This window comes from Natronomonas gomsonensis (assembly GCF_013391635.1).
GTDB classification, from domain to species: Archaea; Halobacteriota; Halobacteria; order Halobacteriales; family Haloarculaceae; genus Natronomonas; species Natronomonas gomsonensis_A.
This window is the reverse complement of record NZ_JACAWU010000001.1, coordinates 1-26236: the sequence shown is the minus strand read 5'-3', so window position 1 is coordinate 26236 and position 26236 is coordinate 1. Positions and strand designations below refer to the sequence as shown.

At 63.9% G+C, this 26236-nt stretch carries 33 protein-coding genes, 1 tRNA gene and 1 pseudogene; 15 read left to right on the top strand and 20 right to left on the bottom strand.

Annotation, left to right across the window (positions count from 1 at the left end):
• Positions 1-85 precede the first annotated feature (85 nt).
• Entirely contained in the window at positions 86-556 is a 471-nt protein-coding gene (locus HWX69_RS00170; protein ID WP_178915063.1) for a hypothetical protein, read from the top strand.
• Between the two features lie 11 nt (positions 557-567).
• Here the strand turns inward: HWX69_RS00170 and HWX69_RS00165 are convergent, their stop codons facing one another.
• Positions 568-1563, bottom strand: a complete 996-nt coding sequence (locus HWX69_RS00165; RefSeq protein WP_178915062.1) for a hypothetical protein — start codon at positions 1561-1563, stop codon at positions 568-570.
• A 101-nt stretch (positions 1564-1664) separates the two neighbouring features.
• Between HWX69_RS00165 and HWX69_RS00160 the strand changes: the two genes are divergently transcribed.
• Positions 1665-2765 (top strand): tRNA (guanine(26)-N(2))-dimethyltransferase, encoded by a 1101-nt coding sequence (locus HWX69_RS00160; protein ID WP_178915061.1) that lies wholly within the window; start codon positions 1665-1667, stop codon positions 2763-2765.
• Between the two features lie 9 nt (positions 2766-2774).
• Here HWX69_RS00160 and HWX69_RS00155 read toward each other — a convergent pair whose 3' ends face one another.
• Both HWX69_RS00155 and HWX69_RS00150 read right to left on the bottom strand, forming a co-directional pair.
• Positions 2775-3185, bottom strand: coding sequence for a hypothetical protein (locus HWX69_RS00155; RefSeq protein WP_178915060.1), 411 nt, complete (start codon positions 3183-3185; stop codon positions 2775-2777).
• The gene (locus tag HWX69_RS00150; RefSeq protein WP_178915059.1) at positions 3182-3772 is read right to left on the bottom strand and encodes a DUF7344 domain-containing protein; all 591 of its coding nucleotides are present in this window, start codon (positions 3770-3772) and stop codon (positions 3182-3184) included. The genes HWX69_RS00155 and HWX69_RS00150 overlap by 4 nt, the downstream gene beginning before the upstream one ends.
• Positions 3773-4288: 516 nt before the next feature.
• Here HWX69_RS00150 and HWX69_RS00145 point away from each other — a divergent pair.
• The 3 genes from HWX69_RS00145 (at position 4289) to HWX69_RS00135 (ending at position 7124) form a co-directional block, all read left to right on the top strand.
• A complete protein-coding gene (locus tag HWX69_RS00145) occupies positions 4289-4837 on the top strand; it encodes a DUF1102 domain-containing protein (protein WP_178915058.1) in 549 nt (182 codons plus the stop codon).
• Between the two features lie 131 nt (positions 4838-4968).
• Positions 4969-6237 carry a YhjD/YihY/BrkB family envelope integrity protein gene (locus HWX69_RS00140; RefSeq protein ID WP_178915057.1) on the top strand — a complete coding sequence of 423 codons (1269 nt, stop codon included), beginning with the start codon at positions 4969-4971 and terminating at the stop codon, positions 6235-6237.
• A complete protein-coding gene (locus HWX69_RS00135; protein WP_178915056.1) occupies positions 6234-7124 on the top strand; it encodes a phosphatase PAP2 family protein in 891 nt (296 codons plus the stop codon). Before HWX69_RS00140 ends, HWX69_RS00135 begins: the two co-directional genes overlap by 4 nt.
• A 20-nt stretch (positions 7125-7144) precedes the next feature.
• Here HWX69_RS00135 and lrp read toward each other — a convergent pair whose 3' ends face one another.
• Positions 7145-7600 (bottom strand): HTH-type transcriptional regulator Lrp, encoded by a 456-nt coding sequence (gene lrp, locus HWX69_RS00130; RefSeq protein ID WP_178915055.1) that lies wholly within the window; start codon positions 7598-7600, stop codon positions 7145-7147.
• Between the two features lie 125 nt (positions 7601-7725).
• Here lrp and glnA point away from each other — a divergent pair, with 125 nt between their 5' ends.
• Entirely contained in the window at positions 7726-9099 is a 1374-nt protein-coding gene (glnA, locus tag HWX69_RS00125; RefSeq protein WP_178915054.1) for a type I glutamate--ammonia ligase, read from the top strand.
• Between the two features lie 435 nt (positions 9100-9534).
• Here glnA and hisH read toward each other — a convergent pair whose 3' ends face one another.
• From hisH to HWX69_RS00105, 4 genes are read right to left on the bottom strand one after another with little or no spacing between them, the layout of a single operon-like run.
• Complete coding sequence (hisH, locus tag HWX69_RS00120) at positions 9535-10182, bottom strand: imidazole glycerol phosphate synthase subunit HisH (RefSeq protein WP_178915053.1); 648 nt, start codon at positions 10180-10182, stop codon at positions 9535-9537.
• Positions 10183-10229: 47 nt separating this feature from the next.
• Positions 10230-11351, bottom strand: coding sequence for an ABC transporter permease subunit (locus tag HWX69_RS00115; RefSeq protein ID WP_218644642.1), 1122 nt, complete (start codon positions 11349-11351; stop codon positions 10230-10232).
• Complete coding sequence (gene phnC / locus HWX69_RS00110) at positions 11348-12166, bottom strand: phosphonate ABC transporter ATP-binding protein (protein WP_178915052.1); 819 nt, start codon at positions 12164-12166, stop codon at positions 11348-11350. Before phnC ends, HWX69_RS00115 begins: the two co-directional genes overlap by 4 nt.
• A gap of 21 nt (positions 12167-12187) precedes the next feature.
• Positions 12188-13234 (bottom strand): PhnD/SsuA/transferrin family substrate-binding protein, encoded by a 1047-nt coding sequence (locus HWX69_RS00105; RefSeq protein WP_178915051.1) that lies wholly within the window; start codon positions 13232-13234, stop codon positions 12188-12190.
• Positions 13235-13440: 206 nt separating this feature from the next.
• Here HWX69_RS00105 and HWX69_RS18220 point away from each other — a divergent pair, with 206 nt between their 5' ends.
• Positions 13441-13566, top strand: a complete 126-nt coding sequence (locus tag HWX69_RS18220) for a hypothetical protein (RefSeq protein WP_281361526.1) — start codon at positions 13441-13443, stop codon at positions 13564-13566.
• Positions 13567-14796, top strand: coding sequence for an RNA-guided endonuclease InsQ/TnpB family protein (locus HWX69_RS00100; RefSeq protein ID WP_178915050.1), 1230 nt, complete (start codon positions 13567-13569; stop codon positions 14794-14796).
• Between the two features lie 87 nt (positions 14797-14883).
• Here HWX69_RS00100 and HWX69_RS00095 read toward each other — a convergent pair whose 3' ends face one another.
• The 3 genes from HWX69_RS00095 to HWX69_RS00085 are packed head-to-tail and all read right to left on the bottom strand — an operon-like array spanning position 14884 to position 16255.
• Positions 14884-15468 (bottom strand): uracil-DNA glycosylase, encoded by a 585-nt coding sequence (locus HWX69_RS00095; RefSeq protein WP_178915049.1) that lies wholly within the window; start codon positions 15466-15468, stop codon positions 14884-14886.
• Between the two features lie 24 nt (positions 15469-15492).
• Positions 15493-16080, bottom strand: a complete 588-nt coding sequence (locus tag HWX69_RS00090) for an endonuclease dU (protein ID WP_178915048.1) — start codon at positions 16078-16080, stop codon at positions 15493-15495.
• A gap of 1 nt (position 16081) precedes the next feature.
• Positions 16082-16255 (bottom strand): DUF5786 family protein, encoded by a 174-nt coding sequence (locus HWX69_RS00085; RefSeq protein ID WP_178916569.1) that lies wholly within the window; start codon positions 16253-16255, stop codon positions 16082-16084.
• A gap of 100 nt (positions 16256-16355) precedes the next feature.
• Between HWX69_RS00085 and HWX69_RS00080 the strand changes: the two genes are divergently transcribed.
• A complete protein-coding gene (locus HWX69_RS00080; protein WP_178915047.1) occupies positions 16356-16967 on the top strand; it encodes an MBL fold metallo-hydrolase in 612 nt (203 codons plus the stop codon).
• Between the two features lie 54 nt (positions 16968-17021).
• On the opposite strand, the gene HWX69_RS00075 is transcribed toward HWX69_RS00080, so the two are convergent.
• Complete coding sequence (locus HWX69_RS00075) at positions 17022-17171, bottom strand: 50S ribosomal protein L40e (RefSeq protein WP_178915046.1); 150 nt, start codon at positions 17169-17171, stop codon at positions 17022-17024.
• A 105-nt stretch (positions 17172-17276) separates the two neighbouring features.
• Here HWX69_RS00075 and HWX69_RS00070 point away from each other — a divergent pair, with 105 nt between their 5' ends.
• On the top strand, positions 17277-18314 hold the full coding sequence (locus HWX69_RS00070) for an enolase-like domain-containing protein (protein WP_178915045.1): 1038 nt from the start codon (positions 17277-17279) through the stop codon (positions 18312-18314).
• 1 nt (position 18315) lies between these two features.
• Here HWX69_RS00070 and HWX69_RS00065 read toward each other — a convergent pair whose 3' ends face one another.
• Together HWX69_RS00065 and HWX69_RS00060 are read right to left on the bottom strand one after the other, a co-directional pair.
• A complete protein-coding gene (locus HWX69_RS00065; RefSeq protein ID WP_178915044.1) occupies positions 18316-18819 on the bottom strand; it encodes a DUF367 family protein in 504 nt (167 codons plus the stop codon).
• Between the two features lie 39 nt (positions 18820-18858).
• Entirely contained in the window at positions 18859-20082 is a 1224-nt protein-coding gene (locus HWX69_RS00060) for a site-2 protease family protein (RefSeq protein ID WP_178915043.1), read from the bottom strand.
• Between the two features lie 75 nt (positions 20083-20157).
• On the opposite strand from HWX69_RS00060, the gene HWX69_RS00055 reads away from it, so the two are divergent.
• Complete coding sequence (locus HWX69_RS00055; RefSeq protein ID WP_178915042.1) at positions 20158-20544, top strand: cupin domain-containing protein; 387 nt, start codon at positions 20158-20160, stop codon at positions 20542-20544.
• 33 nt (positions 20545-20577) lie between these two features.
• Here HWX69_RS00055 and HWX69_RS00050 read toward each other — a convergent pair whose 3' ends face one another.
• Positions 20578-20874, bottom strand: coding sequence for a GYD domain-containing protein (locus HWX69_RS00050; protein WP_178915041.1), 297 nt, complete (start codon positions 20872-20874; stop codon positions 20578-20580).
• 159 nt (positions 20875-21033) lie between these two features.
• Between HWX69_RS00050 and HWX69_RS00045 the strand changes: the two genes are divergently transcribed.
• Positions 21034-23061, top strand: a complete 2028-nt coding sequence (locus HWX69_RS00045; protein WP_178915040.1) for a DEAD/DEAH box helicase — start codon at positions 21034-21036, stop codon at positions 23059-23061.
• Here HWX69_RS00045 and HWX69_RS00040 read toward each other — a convergent pair whose 3' ends face one another.
• The 3 genes from HWX69_RS00040 to HWX69_RS00030 form a co-directional block, all read right to left on the bottom strand.
• The gene (locus HWX69_RS00040) at positions 23062-23295 is read right to left on the bottom strand and encodes a DUF7123 family protein (protein ID WP_178915039.1); all 234 of its coding nucleotides are present in this window, start codon (positions 23293-23295) and stop codon (positions 23062-23064) included. It abuts the gene before it with no gap.
• Positions 23292-23528, bottom strand: coding sequence for a hypothetical protein (locus tag HWX69_RS00035; RefSeq protein WP_178915038.1), 237 nt, complete (start codon positions 23526-23528; stop codon positions 23292-23294). Before HWX69_RS00035 ends, HWX69_RS00040 begins: the two co-directional genes overlap by 4 nt.
• 91 nt (positions 23529-23619) lie before the next feature.
• Positions 23620-23895 (bottom strand): pro-sigmaK processing inhibitor BofA family protein, encoded by a 276-nt coding sequence (locus HWX69_RS00030; protein ID WP_178915037.1) that lies wholly within the window; start codon positions 23893-23895, stop codon positions 23620-23622.
• Positions 23896-23980: 85 nt separating this feature from the next.
• Here HWX69_RS00030 and HWX69_RS00025 point away from each other — a divergent pair.
• Positions 23981-24053: transfer RNA gene (locus tag HWX69_RS00025), tRNA-Pro, on the top strand.
• 29 nt (positions 24054-24082) lie between these two features.
• On the opposite strand, the gene HWX69_RS00020 is transcribed toward HWX69_RS00025, so the two are convergent.
• Positions 24083-24649 (bottom strand): class I SAM-dependent methyltransferase, encoded by a 567-nt coding sequence (locus tag HWX69_RS00020; protein ID WP_178915036.1) that lies wholly within the window; start codon positions 24647-24649, stop codon positions 24083-24085.
• Positions 24649-25089 carry a DUF302 domain-containing protein gene (locus HWX69_RS00015; protein ID WP_178915035.1) on the bottom strand — a complete coding sequence of 147 codons (441 nt, stop codon included), beginning with the start codon at positions 25087-25089 and terminating at the stop codon, positions 24649-24651. Before HWX69_RS00015 ends, HWX69_RS00020 begins: the two co-directional genes overlap by 1 nt.
• A 145-nt stretch (positions 25090-25234) precedes the next feature.
• Here HWX69_RS00015 and HWX69_RS00010 point away from each other — a divergent pair, with 145 nt between their 5' ends.
• Entirely contained in the window at positions 25235-25972 is a 738-nt protein-coding gene (locus HWX69_RS00010; RefSeq protein ID WP_178915034.1) for a DsbA family protein, read from the top strand.
• A pseudogene (locus tag HWX69_RS00005) lies at positions 25969-26236 on the top strand (hypothetical protein); the annotation flags it as partial. The gene HWX69_RS00010 and the pseudogene HWX69_RS00005, both read left to right, overlap by 4 nt.

Genomic DNA, 26236 nt, shown 5'->3' with positions numbered 1-26236 from the left:
CCGCGGTCGGTTTTGTGCATATAGTGTTTTCCAGAAAACATTTACCGGTGTACGATATTTTCGAATCATGTTAACTGTCCACAATATGGGTGTTCTCATCGGAGCGACGAAGCGTCGGGCCGGCGTTTGGGCAGGCGTGTGTGTCGCCATCTATGCGGTCACGGTACTCCGCTTACTCACGACGGATCCGTTCGGGTCCTTCTTCCTCATCACGTACGTCGGCCCGCTCGTGGCGTTCCTCGTGGCGACAGTACAAGCATATCGAAACGGCAGTGTCGCCCTCAGTTGGCTCATTGCAGGCGCTCCGTTGCTGGCGTCGATGACTGTCCGTCTCGTTTGGTTTCACCACCCCGGAATCGGCTTGCTGGAGGTATCCGGAACTCTAATCGTCGCGCTGTTCTTCGGAACGACGGCACACCTGCTCGGTACGGAGGCGGCGACGGTTCGTCGAACAGCACCCAGAACGCCCGGTCGAACCGAGAAGCGCGGGTTACTCGCCATCCTCCTCGTTACCGGTGGGCTGTTCGCCGTTTACTACGTTCGCCCGCTCTTCTAATCGGCACTCGGCTACACTGTCAGAAAGAGGATTCCGGCCGCCCCGACCACCGACAGCACCGCGCCGACCCAGATGTTCCGCCCGGTCGCCTTCCGCAGTCCCGCGGCGACTTCCTCGTAGGGGCCACGGGCGACGAACGCCCCCTCGCGTTCGCACGTGAGGAGCGGCCGGCCGTACTCCTCGCCCACTGTCGTCTCGCCCGCGACGACGACGCTCTCGCCGGGTTCGACGACGTTCTCCTTGAACCGGAGCTCTCGCTCGGCCCGGCCATCGGTGGTCAGCGGGAGGTTCGGAAACGGCGCTCCCTCGCCGCGAAGGTGGTCCGGTACGGGTTCGCCCTCCTCGACGACGAGTTCGTGTTCCGCCGGTCCGCCGGTCGTGGTGCCTTCGGGGAGGGTTTCGGTGTCGGTCGGACTCCCGGCGGCGAGGCTGAGCCACGCGCCCTCGGGGTCGACGTTGGCGGTCCCGTCGTCGGTCTCGACCGTGAAGGGCGTCCGCTCGATGGTGAAATCGGTCGTGAAATAGCTCCCGTAGGACCGCAACGGCTGTTGTTTGTACTGGGCGACGGAGGCGGTGTAGCAGACGGCGTCCCGTCCGGTGATTGGCGTCGTCAGCGTCTCGCCGTCGGCAGCAGCCGCGCCGCCGACGGCACAGGGACCGCTCGTCGGGAGGCCGTCGCCGCTGCCCGCTTCGAGGAGGTTCGCCCGGGGACGGTTGGCGATAGCCGTCGCGCCGACGAGCAGGCCGCCGGCGAAGATGCCGGTGGCGATAGCCCACCCGAAGCCAACGCTGTCGGGGCCGTTGGTCACGACCGGGGCCAGCGACAGCGAGGCCACGACGACCGCGGGGAGCGTTTCCCGTCGCGAGACGCCGGACTCGTAGGCTCGGAAGGTGAGGGTTGCGGCCAGCGCACCGTCGGGGAGCCACCGAGACATGACCCACCAGACAGCGCCGCCGACGAGGACGGCCGCGACGGCGTAGGCGAACACGTCGACGGGTTCGACCATGCTGTCGACTCTCCATCCCCCGACGACAAAAATCGACTGCTCGATTCGTTCGGCGATACGCAAACGTGTCCCTTTTCGGGGGTCACCCCACAACGGAGTGTATGGAAGTCCGCGAGGGCGGCGTGAGAATCGAGGTGCCCGAGGAGCGCCACGGTGCCAGCGAGGGCGCCGGGTCGGGGGTGTTCTACAACCCGGTTCAGGAGTTGAACCGCGACATCACCGTCGGCGTGTTGCGGACGGTGGCCGACGACTGCGACTCCTATCTCGACGCGATGACCGCAAGCGGCGTCCGCGCGGTTCGGGCCGCCGACGCCGGCTACGACGTGACCGCCTGCGATGTCGACGACGACGCCGTCGAGTTGGCTCGCCGGAACCTCGACGTAAACGACCTCGCGGGCGAAGTCCACCATCGGAACGTCAACGCCCACATGCACGAGTCCCGCCACGACGTGGTCGATTTGGACCCCTTCGGGACGCCCGTTCCGTTCCTCGATGCGGCGTTTCAGAGCGCCGGGCGGTACCTCTGTGTGACCGCGACCGACACCGCGCCGCTGTGTGGCGCTCACTTCGAAAGCGGCGTCCGGAGTTACGGTGCGGTCCCGCGGAACACGGAGTTCCACCCCGAGATGGGCCTGCGCGTGTTGCTATCGGCGCTGGTCCGGACCGCCGCACGCTACGACATCGCCGCCCGTCCCGTGTTGAGCCACGTCTCCAGTCACTACGTCCGAACCTACGTCGAACTGGACCACGGCGCCCGCGCCGCCGACGACTGCATCGACCAGTTGGGCTACGTCGACCACTGTCAGAAATGTCTGTGGCGCGACAGCGAGGCGACGCTCATCGCCGACCCGACGAAAACGTGTCCGAACTGCGGGCAGTCGACGTGGACGGCCGGCGCCATCTGGCTCGGGCCGGCCCACGACGCCGCGTTCGTCGAATCGGTCCGGGAGTCGATTCCCGACTCCTTCGGCGAGGCGTCGAAAGCCGACCGCCTCCTCGAGACCGTCGCCGGCGAACTCCACGAACCGACCCACTACGACCAGCACAAACTGTACAAGCGATGGGGCGAACCGAACATCGCGATGGACGAGTTCCTCGAAAAACTCCGGGCGGCGGGGTACGAGGCCTCTCGGACGCACTTCGGTGGAACGACGTTCAAAACCGACGCCGACGTGGTGGCGATTCGCGAAGCGGTGTCGTGACCCGTGTCGTCAGCCACACGCGACGGTGCGATTTAGCCCGACCGTCACGCCCGCTCCCTGCGCTTCGACGGTAATCCGGCCGTCACAGGAGACTGTCCTGAACGTGTACGTCCGCTCGTCACCGGCCTCGACGGCGTCGGGCTCGGCGAAGTCGACTGTCGTTCCGTTGGCGGTGACTTCGACGGTCGTCAGGTCGGTGCCGGCGGGGAACTGATTTGCCACCGTCACTTCGAGGTTCGTCGTGCCGTTCTCCGTTCCCGAGGGTGCCTGTTCGACCCCCAGGTAGGCGTTGGAGTCTTCTGCGACGCTCACGTCGACGCCGCGCTCTGCCGTTGCCGAACTAAACCCGCCGGTAGTCGTCACGACGACGACGCTGGCAAGGAGAGCGGCCGCGAGGAGGAGACGCCGGCGCCGGGTCATCTCTCTTCGACCTCCGGGGGTTCGGCACGCGCACCCAATCGCATCCGGTAGTAGTTGTCGTAGAAGTGCCCCGCCGACGACACCGCCAGCGTCGTCACGAAAAAGACGCCGTACAGCAGCGGTGGAAGCGAATCGAAGGGGTAGACGCCGAACCAGAGGCTGGCCAAACAAACCGCACTCAGCGCGGAGAGACCGATGTAGTACAGTCCCCACGGGATATCTCCGTCGGTGAGCGAATCGACGTAGAAGTTGGCGTTCGAGGCTGCCTCGCTGAGGGCGACATTGCCGCGTCGGGAGTCGTACTCGACGAACCCACAGCTCTCCATCTTCGGGAGGTGGAACTGTCGAAGCGCGTTCTTCACGCGCTTGCGCTCTCGGTGGGTGAGTTCCTCTATCGGCTTGTTGTTCTCCCAGCCGGCGACTCGGTCCGCGAGTTCGGAAACCGTGGTGTGGTCCCCGTTCTGTTTGAGGTAGTGAAGTACGAACCGGCGGCGTCGGTTGCTGAGCACCTCGAGTATCACGTCCCGTGAAAACTCGTGGTCGCGAAACGACGGTGGCTCCGGCACGTTCCTCGATAGCTCTCTCATGACGAATCCCCTCCCTGTGCCCTGAACTGAACGGTCGTCGACGCCATCGTGTAGTTCAGTCACTGTAGCCGGCCTTCAGTATACAGAACCATCTCGAAAACAAGTGGTCTATGCGGGTACTGTCACGTTCGTACAATACCGTATGAGCGGCGTTAACTGGGATGATTTCTCCCGGTAACGGCTTCGATTATGCTGTGGTTACTCCCCACGACCCTCTGACGACGACCCCGTCTCGTTCGAACGGTTCGTCGAGCGTCGCGTTACATCGAACCTTCGTAATTAATCAGGCGTTCGAATTTTGCCATAGAATCCCTGTCGAGTCGGAAAACACCGCTTTCGGGATTCGATGGCTGTCTATTCCAAAGTGGGTCCTGCCCGACCGGTTGAGTACGCGCCGCGGCGGACGATGGCGGGGAGTGACGCGGGGTCGGAGGGCGCGTGAGAAAGTGAGAACCAATGCAACGACGCAAATTCATGGTCGGACTTGGATCGATCGCCGCTGGTGGTGCGGCAGTAATGAGTACCGGTGCCGTTTCGCAGTTCAATTCGGGCGACCGTCATATCGGCGTGGAAACGGTCGGTGACGCCGAAGCGTACATCGCTCTGCAGCGCCCCGACAATGGTCTCAGTGATGGTGGGGACACTCGGAACGGGAATTTCGTCGAATACAATAGCGACAAACTCACGCTGGACTTCACCAGCGACAACCCGACGAGTGCCCGGAGTGGTGACCCAGAGGAAGGGAACTCACTCGGCGGTACGGGTGTGAATCCCGATTCGACGTACTATTTCGACGGCACGTTCGAAATCCGCAATCTCTCGAACAACAGCGGGAGCGGCGTCGGTGAAATCGATGTGTGGATAAACGAGAACATCGACGGAATCACCTTCTATACGGGCAGCTCGCCCGGCAATCGGACGCCGTTTAACGCGAACAACCGCGAATCGCTGAGTCCGGGACAGGCCGTCGCGGTCGGCGTCAAAATCGTCCAAGAGGACCTGAGTAGCGACGACGTCGACGAGACCTTCGAGGTCGTTGCCGAGGAACAGGGTAACGGACTGTAACGACCCAGAAACCCCATTTCTGCTGGTTGAGCCGTTGCGGCTCCGTGAACAGCCGTTTTCAGAGGGAATCCCCCGTCGTCGACGAATAGTTTCCCACCGATTATATGTAGCACTCGCCCATAGCCGGGTTCGTGAAGGGGTATCTCGCTCGGGTCACGACGGTGACCCGAGGCGTCGTCAACGGCGCCCAATCGGACCGAATCACGTTCATCGCCGGGAGCCTCGCCTATTACGCGTTCATTTCGCTTCTGCCCCTGCTGTTGCTCGCGTTGGTCGCGGCGTCGACGTTCGGTGACGCCGGGACCGTCGAGGCGCTCGTCGCTCGGGCCACCGAAACACTCGGCGACCAGGCAGGTGTCGTCGTCCGCGATGCGCTGACCGGTGCGGCCGGACGGGGCGGGGCGACCCTCCTCGGCGTCGCGGTGTTGCTGTGGTCCGGGCTGAAACTGTTTCGGGGTCTCGACATCGCCTTCTCGGAGGTGTACGGCCACCCCGGTCCGGAGTCGATTATCGACCAATTCCGCAACGCCACCGTCACGCTCGGGGCGGTCGGCGTCGCCGTCGCGGCGACGGTCGCCGTCGGCGCGCTCATCGCATTCTCCGGCGTCAGTGGCGTTCTCGAAGGGTTCGGTGGCGCCGCCGCCGTCGCGGCGCTCGGCACGCTCACCCTCGTCGCCGGACTCACCGCCGCCTTCCTGCCGCTGTATTACCTCCTGCCGGGGACCGACGTTTCCGTCCGGGAGGCGCTTCCGGGCGCCGTCTTCGCCGCCGTCGGCTGGACGCTCCTCCAGACCGGCTTTCGGGTCTACGCCGAAATCGCGGGCAGTTACGAGGCCTACGGCGTGTTGGGTGGCGTCCTGTTGCTCCTCACGTTCCTCTATTTCGGGGGGCTCGTGTTGCTTCTCGGCGTCGTTCTCAACGCCGTGTTGGCCGGCCGCGCCAACGAGGAGACGGGACTCGCCGAACCGGACGAACCGACGCCGGAACCGACCGCTGTACTCGAAGGAATCATGACACGGGACCGACTCGACGACGAGGTATCGGACGCTGAACTCCGCGAGGAACTCGAACGGCTCTACGACGAACTCGACCGCTTCGAGGAGCGCGTCGACGACCGGACCGTCCACCGCGAGGAAATCGAGAGCGACCTCAAGCGGTACGTCCGCAAGCAGGTCCGCCGCGGGAAGGCCCGCGGGTGGGGCCCGTACCTCGTGTTGCTGTACGGGACGGCGATGACGCTCGGAGCCTTCGTCGCGCTGTCTGGTGGATGGGCTATCCTCGCCATGCTCATCATCTGGCTGTCGACGCTCGGACTGTACGTCCTGATGCTTCTGGTCGGCACGACGGCGACCGTCGCGGGGCTGCCGGGCCGACTGAAGGACCGACTGGGCGACCGATGACTCGCGGGCTCGGCGAACTCGCCGCAGTCGCGGAGTTGCCGTCGTGGCTCGTCGCGCTCGCGGCGCTGGTCACGCAGTTCGGCGACGTGTGGTTCGTCTTCTGTCTGCTCGGTCTGTTGTACTGGTTCGGCAACGCGCTTCCGGGGCCGCTGTCGCTTTCCCGACGGCACGCGATGTTCGCCGTCGCGCTCGCACTCGTCGCCCGTGCCGTGACGACGACGTTCAAGGAGCTGTTCGCGTTGCCGCGACCCCCCGGTGCCGACGAGGCGGTCGGCGTCGAACTCGTTCCGGCCGTCGTGGAACCGCTGTACGTCTCGGCGGCGACCGCCGACGGCTTCGGGTTCCCGAGCGGCCACGCCACCGCAGCCATCCTCGTCTATGGAGGGTTGGCGCTGCTTGTCGACTCACGCCGCGGCTACGTCGCCGCCGGCGCGCTCGTCGCCGCGATTCCGGTGTCGCGGGTGGTGTTGGGCGTCCATTACCTCGTCGACATCGCGGCGGGGCTCGCCTTCGGCGGCGCGTTCCTCGCGGGCGTCTATCTCGTGTGTGGCCGCGGCGACAACCCCGGGCGGGCGCTGATGGTCGCCGTCGGCGTCTCGCTTCTCGGTGCGGGGGTCGTCTACAACTTCGATACGATGGCGGCCCTCGGCGGCGCCCTCGGCGCGCGAATCGCGTGGGGGAGCCTCGGCGACGCGGTGGTCCACGAGACGACGACCCAACTCGGTGGTGCGGTCGCCGTCGCCGTCGGACTGCTGTTCGGCGCGGCGTTCGGGGCGATGTACGTCGTAGAGCCCATGCCGGCAGTCGGCTTCCTCGGGATGGCCGTCGTGTTGGCTGGCGTCATCGCGGCGCCGCTGGTCGGCGAAGCGGTCGCTCGGCGGGTTTGAGAACCGAGAAAGGAATCGACCTACTCGAAGTCGAGGTCGAACTGCTCGTTTTCGGTGACGGTGTTGAGCACGACCGAGGTGTTGGACTCCTTGATATCGGGGTCGATGAGGAGTTCCTTGATCTGCTCGTTCATGTGGTCGGTGTCGGTGAACTTCCCGATGGCGATGATGTCGTGGTCGCCGGTGACCTCGTACACCGACACCATGTGTTTGTGGTCCGCGAGCCGGTCGGTGATCTCGGGGAGGGCACTCCCCTCGACTTTCATCTGGATGACCGCGGTCACGTCGTAGCCCAACTCGCCGTAGTCGACGATGGGGGCGTACCCCTGGATTATCCCCTCGTCTTCGAGGTCGGAGATGTGATTCGAGACGGTCGTCACCGAGACGTCGAGGTCCTCACCGAGGGAGCGAAGCGAGGCGCGGCCGTCGTCCAAGAGTGCGTTCACCAACTTGCGGTCGAGATTTTCGTACGTCATTACATCCCAGTACCGACTGGACACTTTAGAAGTTTACGATTATACAGTTCTATGAGCAATGAGGTGAGGTTTGCGCAGAGCAGCAAGGTTTTAGTATAGGCACTCATCCGCACAGACGACGAGAAATGACGAACGACAACGTAGCAACCGACGGTGGTCTCACCCCGGAAGCACAGAGCGTCCTCGACGAAATCGAAGAGAAGAACGTCGACTTCCTTCGCCTGCAGTTCACCGACATCCTCGGCACGGTGAAGAACGTCTCCGTTCCCGCCGAACAGGCCGAGAAGGCATTCACGGAAGGTATCTACTTCGACGGCTCCTCTATCGAAGGGTTCGTCCGCATCCAGGAATCGGACATGCGGCTCATCCCCGACGCGAGCACGTTCGCCGTGCTGCCGTGGCGGAACACCGACGAACACGCCTCCGCCCGGATGATTTGTGACGTGTACAACACCTCGACGGGCGAACCCTTCGAGGGTGACCCGCGGTACATCCTGAAGCAGGCCCTGCAGCGCGCCCACGACATGGGCTACAAGGTCAACGCCGCGCCCGAACCGGAGTTCTTCCTGTTCGAGGAGGACGAAGACGGCCGCGCGACGACGAAGACGAACGACGCCGGTGGCTACTTCGACCTCGCGCCGAAGGACCTCGCCTCCGACGTTCGCCGCGACATCATATACGGGCTGGAGGACATGGGCTTCGATATCGAAGCCAGCCACCACGAGGTCGCACAGGGTCAACACGAAATCAACTTCGAGTACGACGACGCCCTGACGACGGCCGACAATGTCGGCACCTTCCGGACGGTCGTCCGCGCCATCGCGGCCCAACACGACCTCCATGCGACGTTCATGCCGAAACCCATCGCCCGAATCAACGGCTCGGGGATGCACACCCACATCTCGCTGTTCACCGAGGACGGCGAGAACGCCTTCCACGACGGCGACGACGAGTTCGACCTCAGCGAGGAGGCCAAGCAGTTCACCGCGGGCATCCTCGAACACGCCCCGGCGATTACCGCCATCACCAACCCGACGGTGAACAGCTACAAGCGTCTGGTCCCCGGCTACGAGGCCCCTGTCTACGTCGCGTGGTCCGACCGCAACCGCTCGGCGCTCATCCGTAAGCCGGCCGCCCGCGTGCCGGCCGCCTCCCGCATCGAGGCTCGCTTCCCCGACCCGTCGTGTAACCCGTATCTCGCCTTCGCCGCGCTCATCCACGCCGGTCTCGACGGCATCGAGGAGGGCCTCGACTGCCCCGACCCGGTCCGGGAGAACATCTACGACTTCGACGAGGACAAACGCGAGGAGTACGGCATCGAGACGCTCCCGACGAACCTCGGCGAGGCCGTCGAGGCGCTCAAGGAAGACGAAGCGATTTACAACGCGCTCGGCGACCACGTCGGTCCGAAGTTCGTCGAAGCCAAAGAGGCCGAGTTCAAGGAGTACCTCGTCGAAGTCTCCGAGTGGGAACTCGACCAGTACCTCGAGACCTTCTAAACGAACGTTTTCGGCCTCCGGTCGCGCTCCGCGCGCCTGCGGCACTCTCTTTCGGCTCTGTTGAAATCCTCAGCGAGAGACGCATCTGGAGTAGAGATGTCGTTGCGCTCAGACCGAGTTTCTCGAACACCCGACACGCATCCGGTTGGTACCGGAGGGGTTTTGTAGCGGTAGCAGAGAGAAGAACACAGACGGCACGGTCAGACAGCCACCTTTCAATTCACGTGGTTTCCACGTGTAGTTGCCGCTGGCTGACCTACCCCGTCACTCTACTACCGAGGAGCGACCGCTACTCCATACCTAGAAGTACCGAACCGAGAGCGTCAGGTTCGCAGTCCTACGTAACGACCCTTTCACTGCGAATAGGGGCTAACAAACAGATTTCAACAGCGCCGTTCTTTCCTCCGTTCAGTACTGCCGGTTTGGCGGGTTTCGTTACCGTTCGATACAGTAGTCGACGAAGTTCCGGAGGATGCGGAGGCCTGTCTCGCCGGACTTCTCGGGGTGGAACTGCGTTCCGAAGACGTTGCCGGCCTCGTTTGCGACGATGGCCGGGAAGTCGATATCGTAGTCGGTCGTCGCGACGACGGCGTCGTCGCTGTCGGGGGATGCGTAGTAGGAGTGGACGAAGTAGGCGTAGTCGCCGTCGACGCCCTCCGCGATGGGATGCTCGCGCTGGACGGACAGTTCGTTCCAGCCCATGTGCGGGACCTTCTGGCCCTCGTCGAAGCGGACGTTGCGGCCCGGAATCAAATCGAGGCCCTCCACGTCGCCCTGTCCGACGTGTTCGGCCTCCTCGCTGGAGGTCAGCAGCATCTGCATCCCGAGACAGATGCCGAACAGCGGTTTGCCGTCGGCGGCGGCCTCGACGAGTGGCTCACGGAACGGGCCGGCGTTGTCCATGCCCTCGCTGAACGCGCCGACGCCCGGCAGGACGATGCCGTCGGCGGTATCGAAGTCGGCTGGGTCGTCGGTCAGCGTCACCTCGGCGCCAGCGCGTTCGAGCCCCCGGGTCGCACTCCGGAGGTTCCCGAGCCCGTAGTCGACGAGGACGACCTCGGCGCTCCGTTGGGTGGTGCTCATACTCGTCCGTGGGCGGGCGGGGGCAAAGTGGGTTTCCATCCCCGCGGTTACCGCAGCAGCGAGTCGGCGAACCGACGGGGGAACCCGAATATCAGTTCCTTCAGGCTCATCACTTCGGTGTCAGAACGCAGGCGCGCGCGGATGCGCTGGCTGAACAACTCGACGGAGATGATGAGCAGGAAGATACACAGCAGCGTCGCCATGGTGTTGGTGAACTGGAAGAGGCCGATTTGGGTCTCGACGACCTGTCCCAGTCCGCCGCCACCGTAGACGCCCAGCGACACCGCGATGCGGACGTTGATTTCGAAGATGTACAGGGTCCACGCGATGTAGGGGGTCGTCACCTGGCTCAGCATGCCGAAGGTGACCGTCTGGATGCGGTTGGCGCCGGTGGTCTCCATCGCCTCGATGGGTCCTTCCTCGATTTCCTCGAGTTCGTCGGTGAACAGTCGGCCGAGGTTCCCGACGGTGTCGGTACCGATGGCGAGGACTGCCGATACCGGGTTGAGACCCGCAAGCGGAATGAAGATGAGAATCCACACGAGCGCGGGAATGGCGCGGATGGCCGACATCGTCCCGCGGAAGACGAAGTTCAGCGGGAACGGAAGCACGCGCTCGGAGCCGAGAACGCCGAACAGCAGCGCCAGCGGGAAGCCGATAATCGTCCCGGCAAAGCCCATCGCGAGCGTGATGCCTGCGACGCCGAACACCGAGAAGACGCCGAGTTCCCCACCGAAGAAGAACCCGACGGGGTCGGAAAGCATCATCGCCGCGTCCTCGCCGCTGAACAGCAGGTTGCGCTCGACGATGAACGCCCAGTACTGGCCGATGTCGAGATACGGAATCGAGAACGAAATCGGGCCGGAGTACGATAGCGTCCAACCGACGTACGGAACCGTCACCGAGAATCCAATCCATTCGGTGAGGGGGATGACGATGCCGAAGTAGGCGAGTGGGAAGAAGTCCCGAAGCGATTCGAGGAAGAACCCGGTCGTGTACTCGGTGGTCAGGATGCCGGCGGCGCTGAGCGCCTGGACGAACAGGAACCCGATGAACGCGATGAGCAGGAGTCCACCGATAGCGCGGGTCTTTCGGGCCGCACGAATGCGGTCGAGTTGCTCTGTGAACCGGTTTTCACCGTGTTCCTCGACGGTCGATTCCTCGCTCATGCCTCGGTCGACCCCTCATCTGTAGTCGGTTCGTCGACTGTACTGTCCGGCGAACCGCCGCCAGTTTCGGTCTCGGTCTCGGCAAGCATCCCTTCGGTGTCGATGTCGCCGTAAATCTCGTCGACGATGTCCATGGTCATCTCCTCGCGGTAGCCGTCGAACACCTTCTGTCCGTCCCGGAGGCCGATGAACCGCTGACCGAACTTCCGTGCGAGGTTCACCTGGTGGAGGCTGATGACGGCCGTGAGGCCGCGTTCCTCGGCGGCAGTCCGGAGATAGCCCATCACCTGCTGGGCGCTGCCGGGGTCGAGACTCGCGACGGGTTCGTCGGCCAGAAGCACCGACGGCTCCTGTACCAACGCGCGGGCGATGCCGACGCGCTGCTGTTGGCCGCCGCTCATCCGCCGAGCCTTCTGTTGGGACTCGTTCAAGAGACCGACGGTGTCGAGTGCGCGCAGCGCCCGCAGTTTCTCCTCGCGGTCCTGTAGTTGGAACAGACTCGTCAAAAAGCGGTTCCGACCCAGCGAACCGGTCAGGGCGTTGGAGTAGGCGGTCATCTGGCCGATGATGTTGTGTTGCTGGAAAATCATCGCCACGTCGCGTCGGAGGCTGGTGACCTCCTCGTCGCCGACGACGATTTCCCCTCCGGTCGGGTCCGTCAGGCCGTTCAGACACCGCAACAGCGTCGACTTTCCCGACCCCGAGACGCCCAACACGACGACGAACTCGCCTTCGGGAATCTCGAAGGAAACGTCGTCTAAGGCGACGGTGTCGCCGTACTCCTTCGTGAGGCTATCGACCGTGATTCGTGTCATTGAACGTGTGATTCGACGACGTTACGAGATGTCCTCGAACTCGAGGCCGAGTTCGTCGAGTACGTCGGCAATCGGCTCGAAGTCCTCGCTCGTGCCGGGTTCGACGCCGGTGAACCACAGCGGTTCGCCGTCGTAGTCCTCGCCGTGGGAGAGGTCCTCCTCGGTCGCATCGAGGATGGCCTGCTCGATGTCTTCTCGAACCGGGTCGTCCCAGTTCGACCGCGACATCAGCGGCGCCCGCGGCAGCGGGTCGGAGACGGCCAGCAGTTTCAGTTCGGCCTCGTCGGTCGCCGACCCGGCGCTTTCGTACTCCGCGGAGATGTCGACGAAGTCCTGCGACATCTCGTCGAACTGCTCTTGGGGCACGTGCGGTGCCGTCGAGAACGCACCCGTCGTCGCCGCCGCAATCGAAGGGTTGTTGATGAGTTGATCACGCGCCGTCGAGTGGTCGGAGTACCGGGCGGTGAAATCCTCGGCGTCGCCGTCCGGGGCCGTCCCCACGTCCAGTCCGGCGTTTTTCAGCAACACCATCGGGACGAGCGTGCCGCTGACCGACAGCGTCGCGCCCATGGCGACTTCCTGACCTTCGAGTTCGGCGAGTTCGTCGACGCCGTTATCGTCGGGCGTCGTCGTGATGAGCGAGAAGTACTGGGCGGCGCCGAAGGCGACGCGGATGCCGATGACGTCCGCCACGTCCTCGCCGGCGACCGCCGCCGACGGCGAGGTGTCGGCGATTTCGCCGCCGTCGCGGCGAATCTCCTGCAGCGTCGCCGCGTAACTCGCGGTTTCGACCGGGTCGATGGTCACGTCGACCTCGGATTCGAGGTACTCGAACATCGGCTGGTACTGCTCGGAGATGTCCACGTCAGCCTCCGCCGGGTTCAGAATGAACCGGACCTCGGTGGGGCCATCGCTTTCGCCTCGCGTTCCGCCGTTACCGTTGCCGTTTCCATTGCCGTTGCCGTTTCCGCCGCCGTTGCCGCCGATACAGCCAGCCAGTCCGAAAATACCCGCTGCACCGGTCGTTTTGAGCACTGAACGTCGATTGATGGCGGACCCCTTCGACATACCAATCAACTGTGACGACTCTCGTTTAACTGTATTCAGGCGCTAAGTCCCCTTCCTCAAGGAGCAACGCAGAGAGCGAAGCGACCGAGTAGCGCAGTAGGGAGGGGATACAGCGCCGTCATCATCTTTCATACGCCTGTTTGTTGCTGGCCCACAGGCCCACGTCAACCACAAACTACTTTTATGCAAATTACGTAAGTTATGGTGTGACGACCCGAAAGACCATCTCCATCCGAGACGACCAAGAGGAGTGGATTCAGGATAACCACCTGAATCTTTCCTCGTTCGTTCAAGAGAAACTGGACGAACTTATCGAAGAACGAGAGTCATAGATGCACTACAACTACAAGTATCGACTCGACCCACCAGAATCCCTCACTGAGACGCTTCTGCATCACGTCGATACTTGTAGGCAACTCTACAACCACGTCCTCTACAAACTCAACGAGGCAGACGAGATTCCCACTCGTTACGAGGTACAGGACACGCTCACTGACCTCAAAGAGTGGTGGGACACCCTCGGAGACGTTCACTCGAAAGTGTTGCAGATGGTCGTCAAGCGCGTCTACGACAATCTCTCCACGCTCAAAGCACAGAAGGAGAACGGACGCGCCGTAGGGATGCTCAAGTGGAAACCGCCTCGGGAGTATCGGTCGCTCACCTACAACCAGTCCGGCTTCGAACTCAAGAATACGAGTGGTCGGCCTACGTTGTGGTTGAGCAAGATCGGCGATATTCCGATCCACCTCCACCGAGACATTCCCGAGAACGCGACCATCAAACAGGTCACGGTCAAGCAAGAACCCACGGGCGAGTGGTATGCCACGTTCGGCATCGACGTGGACGAGGATACACCAGAGAAACCGGAGAATCCCGAGAAGGTCGTCGGAATCGACGTGGGGATTCTCAAGTACGCACACGACACCGACGGGTACGCCATCAAAAGCCCCGACTTCAGCGAGGAGCGCGAACGGCTCGAACGCGCCCAACGCGACCTCTCGCTGAAGGAACACGGGTCTGCGAATTGGGAGAAACAACGGCAGGTCGTGGCCGAGCGTCACGCCAACCTCAAGCGAAAGCGCCGAGACTTCCTTCACAAGCTCTCGAACTACTACGCGAGAGGATACGACCTCGTAGCGGTTGAGGACTTGGACGCGAAGGGATTGGTCGAACTGCCGGGCAACTCTCGTAACCGGGCGGGAGCGGCGTGGGGAACGTTCCTACGAATGCTCCAATACAAGTGCAAGCGCGAAGGGACACACTTCATCGCGGTTGACCCGAAAGAGACGACGAAGGAATGCGCGGCCTGTGGTGTCAAGACAGACAAGCCGCTGTGGGTGCGCGAACACTCCTGTCCCTCGTGTGGGTTCGAGGCGGACAGGGACGCGAACGCGGCGTGGAATCTTCTTTCTCGCGGTCTCGAAGATGTAGGAGTGGTTCACTCCGAATCAACGCCTGTGGAGACTGCGCTCCCTGTGGATACACCCGTATCTGCAAAGCGCGTCGTGGAAACAGGAAGCCCCACACTCAAGGAGCGAACCGCGTCAGCGGTGAGCGAGTAGGGTGGGGTAGTTCACTCCTTTCTAATAGTTACCGTCTCCAGTAGGTGTTTATGGGTTTGTCAATTTCTGCCTCAGTAAACCGGGTATTTAAAAATCTCCGAGCCGGGATTGGCCGTCGCTCCCCTCGTCGTCGACGAGGGCGAGTGCTTCGTCGAGGGCGTCGTCGAACGTCTCCCGTTGGCTGGGGTCGTACAGCGTCGCCGCGGGGTGAACACAGACGAGCAGCCGTCGCGTCGACCCGGCGATGCGGGCGTCGTGGAGCGTGCCGGCCTCCTTCGTCACCGCGACCGACCGCTCCAGCAGATGCTCGGAGGGTACTTTCCCGAGCGTCACGACGACTGCAGGGTCGACGATATCGATTTCTCCTTCGAGGTACTCCCGGCAGTTCTCTCGTTCCTCGACGGTCGGGTCGCGGTTCTCCGGCGGCCGACAGCGGACGCAGTTCGTGATACGAACGTCTCGACGTGCCAGCCCACGGTCCCGGAGCGCCTCGGTCAGCACGTCGCCGGAGCGGCCGACGAACGGTTCGCCCTCGGCGTCCTCCTGTGCCCCCGGTGCCTCGCCGACGAACAGCAACTCGGCGTCCGTCGCCCCGACGCCGTTGACGATGCGGCTCCGGGAGGCACACAACTCCTCACACCGGGTGCAGTCGTGTACGTCGATATCGTCCATGGCGGTCGGTCGCTCTCGGGCGAGTTAATCCCGCCGGAACCCGCCGCCGGCCCCACCGCGGATGGCGTCGACGCGCCGCGCCGCCCGTTTCGCCACGCGGAGCGGTTCGGGTCGGCGTTCGTGAGTGTAGGCCGCGACGATTTCGTCGGCATCGTCGGTATCGAGGCCGACGCTCCGGACGAAGAGGTCCCGGCCATCGACCGTAACACGCCGCCGCTCCGGCAGCGCCCGATAGCTGTCGAGGCGGCGTTCGCGCTCGGGGCCCTCGAAGGCGTCCTCGATGGCCTCGGAGAGCCCCTCGCTGTCCTCGAAGGAGACGGCGACGACGGGTCGGTCGGCCGCCTCGTGAATCGCATCGAGGTCGAGGGTGTTGTACCACGCGAGGGCGACGCCCGCGACGAACACGTACCGCACGTCCGGGCGGTCGAGACGCCGCCAGCAGTCGATAATGGCGGCGGTGGCGTCGCTGCCGCCGACGGTACACGACCCGAAAACGAAGTCGTCGACGACTCGGTTAGCACGGACCACCGCACCACCGAGTGTGCTACTCGCGCCGTCGTCGGTGCCGCGGTACGATTCCGCGATGCCGAGCGCGCGGCGGCCGGGTTTCACCTCACTGCCCTTTGATTTCCTCGAACGTCTCCAGGAGGTCCTCGCTGGAGGCGTCGTCGTACTCGAATTCGACCTCGCCGTCGTGAGTGGGCAGCGTCGACTGGCCGTCTTCCTCGATGTCGGTGTCGATTTGCTGGGACTCCTGTTCGGATTCGTCGTAGCTTCCGAACCCCATGGTCATCCGTGGGTATGTGTTTCATGATTGTAAATGATGCGCCGCTCGGGGTCGCTTTCGGTGCCGCCAGCATCAATACGCCACAGCGTGTGGCGTCGGTATGGACGTAACCAACGTAACCGCGGACGCGGAGACGTTCACCTGCAACGCGTATCTCGTCGAGGGGGACCGAACGGTACTCGTCGACGCGGGTGCGATGGACGGGGTCGTCGACGTCATTCGAGAACACACCGACGGCCTCGACGCCGTCGTGTTGACCCACCAGCACGGCGACCACGTCGCCCAACTCGATGCCGTGCTAGACGCCTTCGACGCGCCGTTGTACGCCTACGCCGACCACCCGCGCCGGGCCAGCGACCTCGACGACGGCGAGCAGGTGTTCATCGGCGACGAGGCCTTCGACGTGGTGTACACGCCGGGACACGCCGACGACCACGTCTCTTTCGTCTCGGAGACGACGCTGTTCAGCGGCGACGTGGTCGTCCACGACGACGGCGCCTTCGACTACGGCAGTTTCGGCCGCACCGACATGGCCGGCCAATCGAGAGAACGGCTCATCGAGAGCATCGAGACGTTACTCGACCGGATGGGCGATGGCGTCGAGCACATGTACGCGGGCCACGGCGAGGTGTTCCACGGCGACGTTCGGGACGTGGTGGAGACGGCACTCGGCCGAGCGGAGAAGCGGGAACCGAAGTACCCCGAAGAGTAGCGACGACGAGCCGACGGCTGTCGGACGCGATTGACGAGAGAAACGAGTGCCGGTTTAGGCCGCGCGGCGTTCCTTCGCCTTGGGGCGGAGGTTCTTGTAACCGCACTTCCGACATCGTTTCGCTCGCTTGGAGTTTCGGGCGTTACAGCGCATGCAAATCATCTTCTCGAGGGTGCGCTTTTCCGCCTCTTCGAAGCTAGCCATACCAGTTCCGAGGCGGTCGCTGCCGTTTAACCTTTCCCTTCGTCGGTGCCATCGATTCGACCCTCCTCCTCGTGGGTTTAGGTGGCTCCCAATCGAAGCCGGGGTATGTACGACCGACTCGCGGACCTGCCGCTCGTCGTCGACGGCTACGAACTCGACGCTGCCCAGCGCGACGTTTCGAGTGGATTCACACGCGTTTCCACGACGATTTCGCTGTCCGGCGACGGAGAGACCGGCCGCGGCGAGGACGTGGGCTACGACGCCGACGACCAGCGACTGTTTCAGGATACCTACGAAGACGGCGGCCTCGACCTTTCGGGGGAGTACACGCTCGATTCCTTTTCGGCGCACCTCGATTCACTCTCGCTGTTCCCCGAACCGCCGACCAACGAGGCGGATGCCCACTACCGGCGGTGGGGCTTCGAGAGCGCGGCGCTGGATTTGGCGCTGCGGCAGGCCGACACCGACCTCGGAAGCGTCTTGAACCGGCGTTACGACCCGGTCCGGTTCGTCGTCAGCACGCGCCTGGAGTCGCCCGAACGCCTCGACGACATCCGGGCGGTCGCTCCCGACGCCGAGTTCAAACTCGACCCCACCGATGAGTGGGACGAAGCGTTCTGTGCCGCAGTCGCCGAACGCGGCGGCGTCCGGACGCTGGATTTGAAGGGCCACTACGAGGGAACGACCGTCGATGGCTCCGTCGACCCCGACCTCTATCGCCGCATCGTCGAAACGTTTCCCGAAGCGGTCATCGAGGACCCCGCAGTGACCGAGGAAACGCGACCAATCCTCGAATCTGTCAGCGACCGACTGTCGTGGGACGCGCCGATAACGAGCGTCGACGACATCGAGGCGCTGCCGTTCGAACCGAACTGGCTCAACATCAAGCCCTCACGGTTCGGCACCGTCGAATCACTGCTTGCCGCCATCGACTACTGCGAGACAAACGGAATCTCGATGTACGGCGGCGGGCAGTTCGAACTCGGCGTCGGTCGGGGACACATCCAACTGCTCGCCTCGCTGTTCTACCCCGAGACGCCGAACGACGTGGCGCCGGGAGCGTACAACGCGACTGACCTCGAGGAGAACCTGCCAACGAGTCCGCTCGACCCGCCCGCGGACCCCGTCGGATTCAGGTGGTGACTCACTCCTCGCCGCGGTCGAGGTACTCCGATTGGACGGCGACGACTTCGGCCGAATCCGCACAGTCGGCGTAGCGCCGGAGGGGTTCGTCGTTCAACTCCAGGAACGTGTGGCCCCACCGGAACTTCCCGAGCAGTTCCTCGGCGTGGTCGCGCTCGCCGAGGATACACAGCGCCGCGGCGAACGCCTCGACGGTGTTCAACTGAAACGGCGTCCCGTAGTTGACCGGGTTGGCGGCGACGAGAAAGGGAAGCGCCCGATGTGGCCCGTCGAGTTTGAACGCCTCGGCTTCGGCGGTTTCCCACGAACAGTCGAGGGCGACGAGGGCATCGCTTTCGTCGGCATCGGCCGGCGACAGCGCCTGCTCGGCGTGGGGGTCGAGTACGATACCGGGCGGGGTCGCCCGCGCCGAGCGATGGAGGGAAACGAGGTCGAAGCGCGCGAGCTTTCGAGCCGAGCACTTCTCGGGGTCGTCGTCGCCCTCGTATCTGACGTGGAGGTCCACACCGACTCCAGCGGGTCGGCGAAGAAAAGTCGCTCGGCGTCAGGCTCGCTCGCGGTCCAGTGCCTCGGCGCCACGAGCGTCGCCGCCGACGGAGCGGCGACTCGGCGACCCACCCGACTTCACGATGTCGAGGGCGGTCATCACGTCGGTCCGGGAGAGCAGGCCGACGAGACGACCGGACTCCTCGGCGGTTTCACCCTCGATGACGAGCAGGCGGCCGACGCCGTTCTGCTGCATCGTCTCGAAGGCGGTCATCACCGGCACGTCCGGTTCGACGGCGTGGATGTCGTGGCTCATGATGTCTTCGACGCGGTAGGCGTCGCGTTCGACTGCGTCGACTTCGCGGGCGTCGTCGAGGGTGACGACGCCGGCGACGCGGTCACCCTCCATGACCGGGTAGCCGGTGTGGCGGTCTCGGAACATCCGTTCGACCAACTCGGCGACGGTCGTCTTCGGGGTGACCACGTCGAGTCGGTCCCGGGGGGTCATCACGTCGCTGACGGTGACGCCATCGAAGGCGGCGTTCATCACCGTCCGCGTCGATTCCGAGGCGGCGGCGATGTAGATGAAGAACGCCAGCACGATGAGAAACGGATTGAAGTTGATGAGCAGGCCGAACAGTCCCAGGAGGATGGCGAACAGTTGGCCGACGCGGGCGGCCTGCTGGGTCGCCTGTGCGTGTGGTCGGTTCCGGGCCAACAGTGCCCGGAGGATGCGGCCGCCGTCCATCGGAAAGCCCGGGAGCATGTTGAACACCGCCAGCACGATGTTCATGATGGCGAGATACGCGAGCGTGAACTGGGTGGCTTCCAGCAGGAAGCCGCCGTCGGGGACCGTCCGGAAGGCGAAGTAGGCGGCGACGCCGGCCAGCACCGAAACGATGGGGCCGGCGATGGCGATGTTGAACTCCTGTTTCCAGTCCTCGGGAATCTCCTGCATCTGTGCGATGCCGCCGAGCAGCCACAGCGTAATCGAGTCGATGTGGACGCCGTAGCGACGCGCCACCAGCGAGTGGCCGAACTCGTGGAGGACGACACAGAAGAACAGCCCCAGCGCCGCGGCCAGCCCGATACCGAAGCGGGTCCCGGTCGATGCCGCGAGCACGCTGGCGTCGAAGGCGACGGTGAACTGCGCGTTGAGGAGTTCGATGAGACTCTCCAACTGGATGCCGATGAGGTAGGCGAACACCGGCAGAATCAGCAGGAACGTCAGGTCCAATTTGATGGGTATCCCGAAGGCGCTGCCGACGCGAAAGTTCTTCATGGGTGTTTGTGGGTCCGCGACCCTATTAAAAGACTGACCGATGGGTTCGTACTCCCCTGGTTCGTAGCCCCGAACATGTCCGAACCGGAGTCAACAGCAGACCGACCGCTCGTCCGCCGTGCGGACGACATCGAGTACGAACCCGTCTCGGCCGCCGAGGGCCTCTCGAAGGGCGTCCTCGTCGGCCCCGAACACGGCGCGCCGAACCTCGCGTTGCGACGGTTCGTCCTCGAAGCGGGCGCCGAGGTGCCGAAACATACCAACGACATCGAACACGAACAGTACGTCCTCGAAGGCGAGTACGTCGTGGGGCTCGGAGACGTGGAGTATACCGTCTCCGCCGGCGACTCGCTACACATCCCCGCCGGGACGGTCCACTGGTACCGCAACGAAAGCGACGACCCGGGAGCGTTCATCTGTGCGGTGCCGAACGGCGACGACGCAATCGAACTCTTGGAGTAAGCGCGTCGACGCACCGAGACGGTGAGGCTCTCCTCACGCCAGTTTCTCGACGACCTCCTCGTCCCACTCGGCTTCGGTGAACGCCGGCAGCGTCTCGACGCTCGTGTTGCCCTCGCCGCGGAAGGTGATGGCGGCGCGTGCGGCCGCACCGTCGTCCGGGTACTCGGCGATTGCGACCACGTCGTACCGGCCGAACGTGTAGTAGAACGCCAGTAGCTCCCCGCCGTGGTCGGCGACCAGCTCGCGGGCGGCCTGCCGTCTGTCCGGACTCCGCTCCATCGTTTCGAGGTTCTCTTTGCCGAGTTCCATCAGGTGGACGTAGGTTGGCATCTGTTTTTCCCTCCTTGCCCGCCCTCCCGACCGACCGGGAGCACAGTATGCTAGGATATCGCACGATTGTTATTATAACATTGGTCGCCGATTCGCCGATTGGCATCCGTTTGCATCCGTCCCGGACGACTGAAATACCCCGATACACTACACTCTCTCGTGTCACAGCAGGTCGCCGAGGTCGACACGCTGTTCCTCCACGAGGCGCGTGACGATTTCACCGTCGTAATCCGCCGCGATGGCGAGCGACTGCTACAGGGCCGTCTCGACCTCAAGGAGACGAGCGCCGGCCCCCGTCCCGGCCGCTTCCGCGTGAAGGACGGCGACGACGAGATACCGCGCCGCCCCGAGCAGTTCGTCGAGATGGCCCGCCGCGCCGGCCGCATCCGCATCTCCCAGCAGACCTCTCGGGAGGGCCGCCGGGACATCGAGTCCATGCTGGAGGGGTATCAACTCGACGCGAAGCAGGTCCGGACCTGCCGTATCTGTGCGGGCAAGGGCCGGTACTCGCCGTTGACCTCCGAGACGGCTATCAAATACGATAACGAACACATCTGTCTCGACTGTGCGAAACGCGAACTCGAACGGGAGGCGAACTACCGTGGCCTCCGCTCGGGCGCCCGGGACCGCCTCGAGGACCTCCTGTTGGAGGTCGGCGACCTCGAACGCGTCGCGAACCTGCTTTCGGGACAACTCGACCCCGAACTGACGAAGTTCGACGAAATCTCGGCGACGACCGACGACATCGACCTCGTTCCGACCAGCGACATCGACGTACACCCGGAGTTGAAATCTCGGCTCGAGGAGTTCGACACCCTGCTGCCCGTCCAGAGTCTCGCCGTCGACAACGACCTCCTGGAGGGACGCGACCAGCTCGTCGTGAGCGCGACGGCGACCGGCAAGACGCTAGTCGGCGAACTCGCCGGCATCGACCGCGCGCTGAAAGGGAAGGGGAAGATGCTGTTTCTCGTTCCCCTCGTGGCGCTGGCGAACCAGAAACACGAGGACTTCGAGGACGACTACGGCGATTTACTCGACGTGACGTTGCGGGTCGGCGCCTCCCGCATCCGGGATTCGGGCAACCGCTTCGACCCCGGGGCGGACGTCATCGTCGGCACCTACGAGGGCATCGACCACGCGTTGCGGACCGGCAAGGACCTCGGCGACATCGGCACCGTCGTCATCGACGAGGTCCACACGCTGGGCGAGGAGGAACGCGGCCACCGCCTCGACGGCCTCATCTCCCGACTCAAGCACTACTCGGAGAGCAACGACTGCAACACCCAGTACGTCTACCTCTCCGCGACGGTCGGCAATCCCGGCGACCTCGCCGGGAAACTCGACGCCCAACTCATCGAGTTCGAGGAACGACCGGTTCCCATCGAGCGCCACGTCACCTTCGCCGACGGCGGCGAGAAGTTGGACATCGAGAACAAACTCGTCCGGCGGGCCTTCGACTCGAAATCCTCGAAGGGGTATCGCGGACAGACGATTATCTTCACGAACTCCCGGCGGCGCTGTCACGAGATATCCCGGCAACTCGAGTACGATTCGGCGCCGTATCACGCCGGCCTCGATTACGGCCGCCGCAAGCAGGTCGAACGGCAGTTCGGCGAGCAGGACCTCGCGGCGGTCGTCACCACGGCGGCCCTCGCCGCCGGTGTCGACTTCCCGGCCTCACAGGTCATCTTCGACTCGCTGGCGATGGGCATCGAGTGGCTCTCCGTCCAGGAATTCGAGCAGATGCTGGGGCGTGCGGGCCGCCCGGACTACCACGACAAAGGGACCGTCTACACGCTCGTCGAACCCGACTGCTCGTATCACAGTTCCATGGAGATGACCGAAGACGAGGTGGCGTTCAAACTGCTGAAAGGGGAGATGGAGCCGGTCGTCACCCGCTACGACGAGGCCGCCGCAATCGAGGAGACGCTCGCCAACATCACCGTCGCCGGCAAGCGAGCGAAGGCGCTCAACGACCGCATGGTCGGGGAGGTGCCGACGAAACACGCCGTCGGCAAACTCATCGAATACGAGTTCATCGACGGCTTCCGGCCGACGCCGCTGGGTCGGGCGGTCACCGAACACTTCCTCGCGCCCGACGAGGCCTTCGCCATGCTCGATTCGATTCGGAAGGGCGCAGACCCCTACGAACTCGTCGCGGAAATCGAACTCCGCGACGAGCACTGATTACTCGGCGGGCGCGATGCGCCACGTCGTCGCGTTGGTGTAGGACCACTGCTCGATGTCGAGGGTCTCCGTCGAGTCCTGCAGTCGGCCGAGCAACACGCCGATTTGGGACGCCGAGAGGTCGAGGTCCTCGGCGAGGAACTTACTCTTGACGTATATCTCGCCGTCGGCCGCGCGGCGTTCGAGGTACTCGAGGAGGCGACTGGAGGGGTGGGTCTGTTGGCGCATCGTCATGGCTGTGAGCGGTGCTGGTGGCCGACGACTATCGAGACGGCGTTGAGCGCGACCAACGCGACCAGTTCGGTTTCGGAGACGACACCGGCGTCGTACAGCAGGACCGCGACCACGTACACCAGCGGGAAGACGGCGGCGGCCCAGAACGCCATCCCCTCGACGATAGTGAGGAGCGTTCCGGTGGCCGCCCGGAGGGGTTCGAACAGTCGGCGAGGCACCGTGGCGTGTCGCATACGAGAGCGAACGGACGGGGATATCAAAGGGGTACCCTAAGCTCAAACAGCCGTTTGTGCTACTCCATCACGTCCACTGCGGGTTGCTGACCTACACCACGAGCGGTGCCATCGTCCCGACGAAGGCGATGTCGAGATACGCCAACGCGATGACGAGTATCGCGCCGGGGACGCCGCCGACGGCACAGATGAGTACTGCCACCGCCGTTATCTCTATCGGCACCCCGAGGAAACTGGCTACGAACAGGATTATCACGCCGACGACGGCGTTGACGATGAACGGTTTGACGGCCTTGATGACTCGATAGGCGCCGAACAGCAGCGCCAACACGAGCACGAACAGGCCGATCTCGACTGGTGTCACCATATCGACGCGATTCTCCGTGCGAAGATATAGCCCTTGGGGCCCGGAACGAAACGTTTTCACGCTCGGGGGGCCTCGGTAGGAATGCGGGACCGTGGGGTAGCTTGGTATCCTTCAGCGTTTGGGACGCTGTAACCCCGATTCAAATTCGGGCGGTCCCACTTTCTGTCGAGGCGTTTCGGCCCAGTAGCTACTCCGACGGCGCCGTCGCCGTGAGCAGGAACGTTTCCGGTCGAACGGCCTCGTGCGTGACGGTGAACCCCGTCTCCCGGAGGGCATCGACCGCTTCCTCGGCGGTGAACCGCTCGTCGACCGGCGGTCCATAGCTCCCGTCGCCCGAGGCGGCCCAGTCGACGATGGCGAGAGTTCCCTCGCTTTTCAGCACGCGAGCGATTTCGGCGAGCGCCTCGTCGCTGGCGAATTCGTGGTACGTCATCGTCGAGAACGCCCCGTCGAGGCTCCCGGTGGCGAGCGGGAGGTCGCCCACGCCGCTCGTCACGAGTTCGACGTTGTCCGGGACGCCTTTCTCCCGGTAGTAGTCGTGCATCGCCTCCTGAACGTCGACTGCGTGCACGGTGTCCACGTGCGGGGCGACGTCGTCGGTGAAGAACCCCGTGCCGCTCCCGAAGTCGGCGACGTGGTCGTCGTCGCTCGGTGAGAGCGCCCAGAGCAACTCCTCGGCGGAGAGGAACCGATACCGCTTGCCCGCCTCTTCGAGTTTGTCGGCGCGGTCGGCGTCGAAGGTGTGGAACCCCATTATAGGTTCTCGAAGGCGTCGTCGACGAGTTCACCGGTCTCGGCCACGATGTCCGCCATCTCCTCGTCGTCGGGCGCCATGCCGACGAGCCGGCCGATGCGCATAATCGAGACGTGATAGACGTGCTGGGTGCCGGGACTTTCCTCCCAGATGACGACGTTGCAGGGCATCAGCGCGCCGAGTTTGTTGTCGGTCGCGTCGAGCGCCTTCTCGGCAACCGCCGGATTGCAGGCGCCGAGCACGTAGTAGGGGTCTCGGCCGGCGTCGACCTTCTCGTTGAGCATCTCCGAGGGCGAGAACTCGACTGGGATGCCGAACCCGGCGTTGGTGAACACCTCGCGGACGTGTTCGATGGCTTCCTCGTGGTCCATCTCCAGGGTCGCTTCGGCTTCACCGATGTCGTCGGGGCTGATCTGTGACGGATCGATTGGGAGCGTCATTCCTGTGGAGTATTGGGCTCTCGGGACAAACCCCTTTCGGGTTCTTCGGATGGATGGCGGCGGGAACGAACTCGCCCTTGTGAGTCGCTACCGAAGTCGGACAATCGAAACACCGATGACGCTTGATAGTGACAATTGCACGTGAATGGATAGCAAGAGCAAGATTACGCGCAGGCGGGCGATTGCCGCCGGCGGTGCGACGGTCCTGTTCGGCGGTGGAGTCGCGTACCTCGCATCCGGCTCTGAATCCGACGAACCCGAATACGTTCCGGAGACGTTCCACACCAGCGAGGAGACGACCGGATTCGGTGTCGAACTCGCCGGCCGACCGCTCGTGGGTGACCCTGAAGCGACGGTCGACGTGTACTACTGGACGGACTACCTGTGTCCGTTCTGCAAGAAGTTCGAAACCGAAACCCTCCCCAAGGTCGGCTCGGAGTACATCGACACCGGGGACGTGCGACTCGTCGTCTTGCCGTATCCGAACATCGGGGAGTACTCGATGCCGGCGGTCGTCTGGAGTCGCTGCGTGTGGCGGGCGGTCGAACGAACCGACCCCGAAGCCTTCTGGCGGTGGCACGAGGCAGCGTTCGACGCCCAATCGGAATCGGGACACGACTGGGCCGACGAGGCGACGTTCAGGAGCATCACCGAACGGACCGACGGCGTTTCCGTCTCGGCCGTCGACAGCTGTCGGGAGTCCCGCGGCGACGCCATCCGTGACGCCATCGAGACGAACGTCGGCGTCGCCCAATCGGTCGAAATCAGGGGGACACCCGGGTTCGTCCTCTACAATCGCGACGCCGACGCGGCGGGTAAACTCGTCGGTGCACACCCCTACGACACCTTCTCGAATGCGCTCGACCGGGTGTTGGACGCGTGAGTACCACGCGGGATGCGGCTCCGGCGTGGCTCCGAGGACTCCCCGACGCACTCGGCTATCCGCTCACGTCCGATGGCCGACTCGTGACTGCCGGCGTCGTGACCGTCCTCGCGTATTCGATTCTGGTGCTGAGTACGTTCCCCCAGTTCTCCATTCAGCTCCTGACGAGGAATCCGGCCGACCTCCTCTACGGGATTACCGCCCTCACCCGGGAAACGTATCTGAGCGTCGGGTGGCTCGGACTCCTCTTGGTCGTGACCTACG

Excerpts from the sequence above, each read along its gene's own strand:
- HWX69_RS00060 (WP_178915043.1), bottom strand. The coding sequence starts at position 20,082 with ATGAAGAACTTTCGCGTCGGCAGCGCCTTCGGGATACCCATCAAATTG.
- HWX69_RS00135 (WP_178915056.1), top strand. The coding sequence starts at position 6,234 with ATGACTCGCGGGCTCGGCGAACTCGCCGCAGTCGCGGAGTTGCCGTCG.
- HWX69_RS00080 (WP_178915047.1), top strand. The coding sequence starts at position 16,356 with ATGGACGTAACCAACGTAACCGCGGACGCGGAGACGTTCACCTGCAAC.
- HWX69_RS00165 (WP_178915062.1), bottom strand. The coding sequence starts at position 1,563 with ATGGTCGAACCCGTCGACGTGTTCGCCTACGCCGTCGCGGCCGTCCTC.
- HWX69_RS00155 (WP_178915060.1), bottom strand. The coding sequence starts at position 3,185 with ATGACCCGGCGCCGGCGTCTCCTCCTCGCGGCCGCTCTCCTTGCCAGC.
- phnC (WP_178915052.1), bottom strand. The coding sequence starts at position 12,166 with ATGACACGAATCACGGTCGATAGCCTCACGAAGGAGTACGGCGACACC.
- hisH (WP_178915053.1), bottom strand. The coding sequence starts at position 10,182 with ATGAGCACCACCCAACGGAGCGCCGAGGTCGTCCTCGTCGACTACGGG.
- HWX69_RS00015 (WP_178915035.1), bottom strand. The coding sequence starts at position 25,089 with ATGACGCTCCCAATCGATCCGTCACAGATCAGCCCCGACGACATCGGT.
- glnA (WP_178915054.1), top strand. The coding sequence starts at position 7,726 with ATGACGAACGACAACGTAGCAACCGACGGTGGTCTCACCCCGGAAGCA.
- HWX69_RS00070 (WP_178915045.1), top strand. The coding sequence starts at position 17,277 with ATGTACGACCGACTCGCGGACCTGCCGCTCGTCGTCGACGGCTACGAA.
- HWX69_RS00055 (WP_178915042.1), top strand. The coding sequence starts at position 20,158 with ATGTCCGAACCGGAGTCAACAGCAGACCGACCGCTCGTCCGCCGTGCG.
- HWX69_RS00030 (WP_178915037.1), bottom strand. The coding sequence starts at position 23,895 with ATGGTGACACCAGTCGAGATCGGCCTGTTCGTGCTCGTGTTGGCGCTG.
- HWX69_RS00160 (WP_178915061.1), top strand. The coding sequence starts at position 1,665 with ATGGAAGTCCGCGAGGGCGGCGTGAGAATCGAGGTGCCCGAGGAGCGC.
- HWX69_RS00150 (WP_178915059.1), bottom strand. The coding sequence starts at position 3,772 with ATGAGAGAGCTATCGAGGAACGTGCCGGAGCCACCGTCGTTTCGCGAC.
- HWX69_RS00170 (WP_178915063.1), top strand. The coding sequence starts at position 86 with ATGGGTGTTCTCATCGGAGCGACGAAGCGTCGGGCCGGCGTTTGGGCA.
- HWX69_RS00095 (WP_178915049.1), bottom strand. The coding sequence starts at position 15,468 with ATGGACGATATCGACGTACACGACTGCACCCGGTGTGAGGAGTTGTGT.
- HWX69_RS00145 (WP_178915058.1), top strand. The coding sequence starts at position 4,289 with ATGAGTACCGGTGCCGTTTCGCAGTTCAATTCGGGCGACCGTCATATC.
- HWX69_RS00040 (WP_178915039.1), bottom strand. The coding sequence starts at position 23,295 with ATGACGATGCGCCAACAGACCCACCCCTCCAGTCGCCTCCTCGAGTAC.
- HWX69_RS00010 (WP_178915034.1), top strand. The coding sequence starts at position 25,235 with ATGGATAGCAAGAGCAAGATTACGCGCAGGCGGGCGATTGCCGCCGGC.
- HWX69_RS00105 (WP_178915051.1), bottom strand. The coding sequence starts at position 13,234 with ATGTCGAAGGGGTCCGCCATCAATCGACGTTCAGTGCTCAAAACGACC.
- HWX69_RS00085 (WP_178916569.1), bottom strand. The coding sequence starts at position 16,255 with ATGGGGTTCGGAAGCTACGACGAATCCGAACAGGAGTCCCAGCAAATC.
- lrp (WP_178915055.1), bottom strand. The coding sequence starts at position 7,600 with ATGACGTACGAAAATCTCGACCGCAAGTTGGTGAACGCACTCTTGGAC.
- HWX69_RS00035 (WP_178915038.1), bottom strand. The coding sequence starts at position 23,528 with ATGCGACACGCCACGGTGCCTCGCCGACTGTTCGAACCCCTCCGGGCG.
- HWX69_RS00100 (WP_178915050.1), top strand. The coding sequence starts at position 13,567 with ATGCACTACAACTACAAGTATCGACTCGACCCACCAGAATCCCTCACT.
- HWX69_RS00075 (WP_178915046.1), bottom strand. The coding sequence starts at position 17,171 with ATGGCTAGCTTCGAAGAGGCGGAAAAGCGCACCCTCGAGAAGATGATT.
- HWX69_RS00020 (WP_178915036.1), bottom strand. The coding sequence starts at position 24,649 with ATGGGGTTCCACACCTTCGACGCCGACCGCGCCGACAAACTCGAAGAG.
- HWX69_RS00050 (WP_178915041.1), bottom strand. The coding sequence starts at position 20,874 with ATGCCAACCTACGTCCACCTGATGGAACTCGGCAAAGAGAACCTCGAA.
- HWX69_RS00115 (WP_218644642.1), bottom strand. The coding sequence starts at position 11,351 with ATGAGCGAGGAATCGACCGTCGAGGAACACGGTGAAAACCGGTTCACA.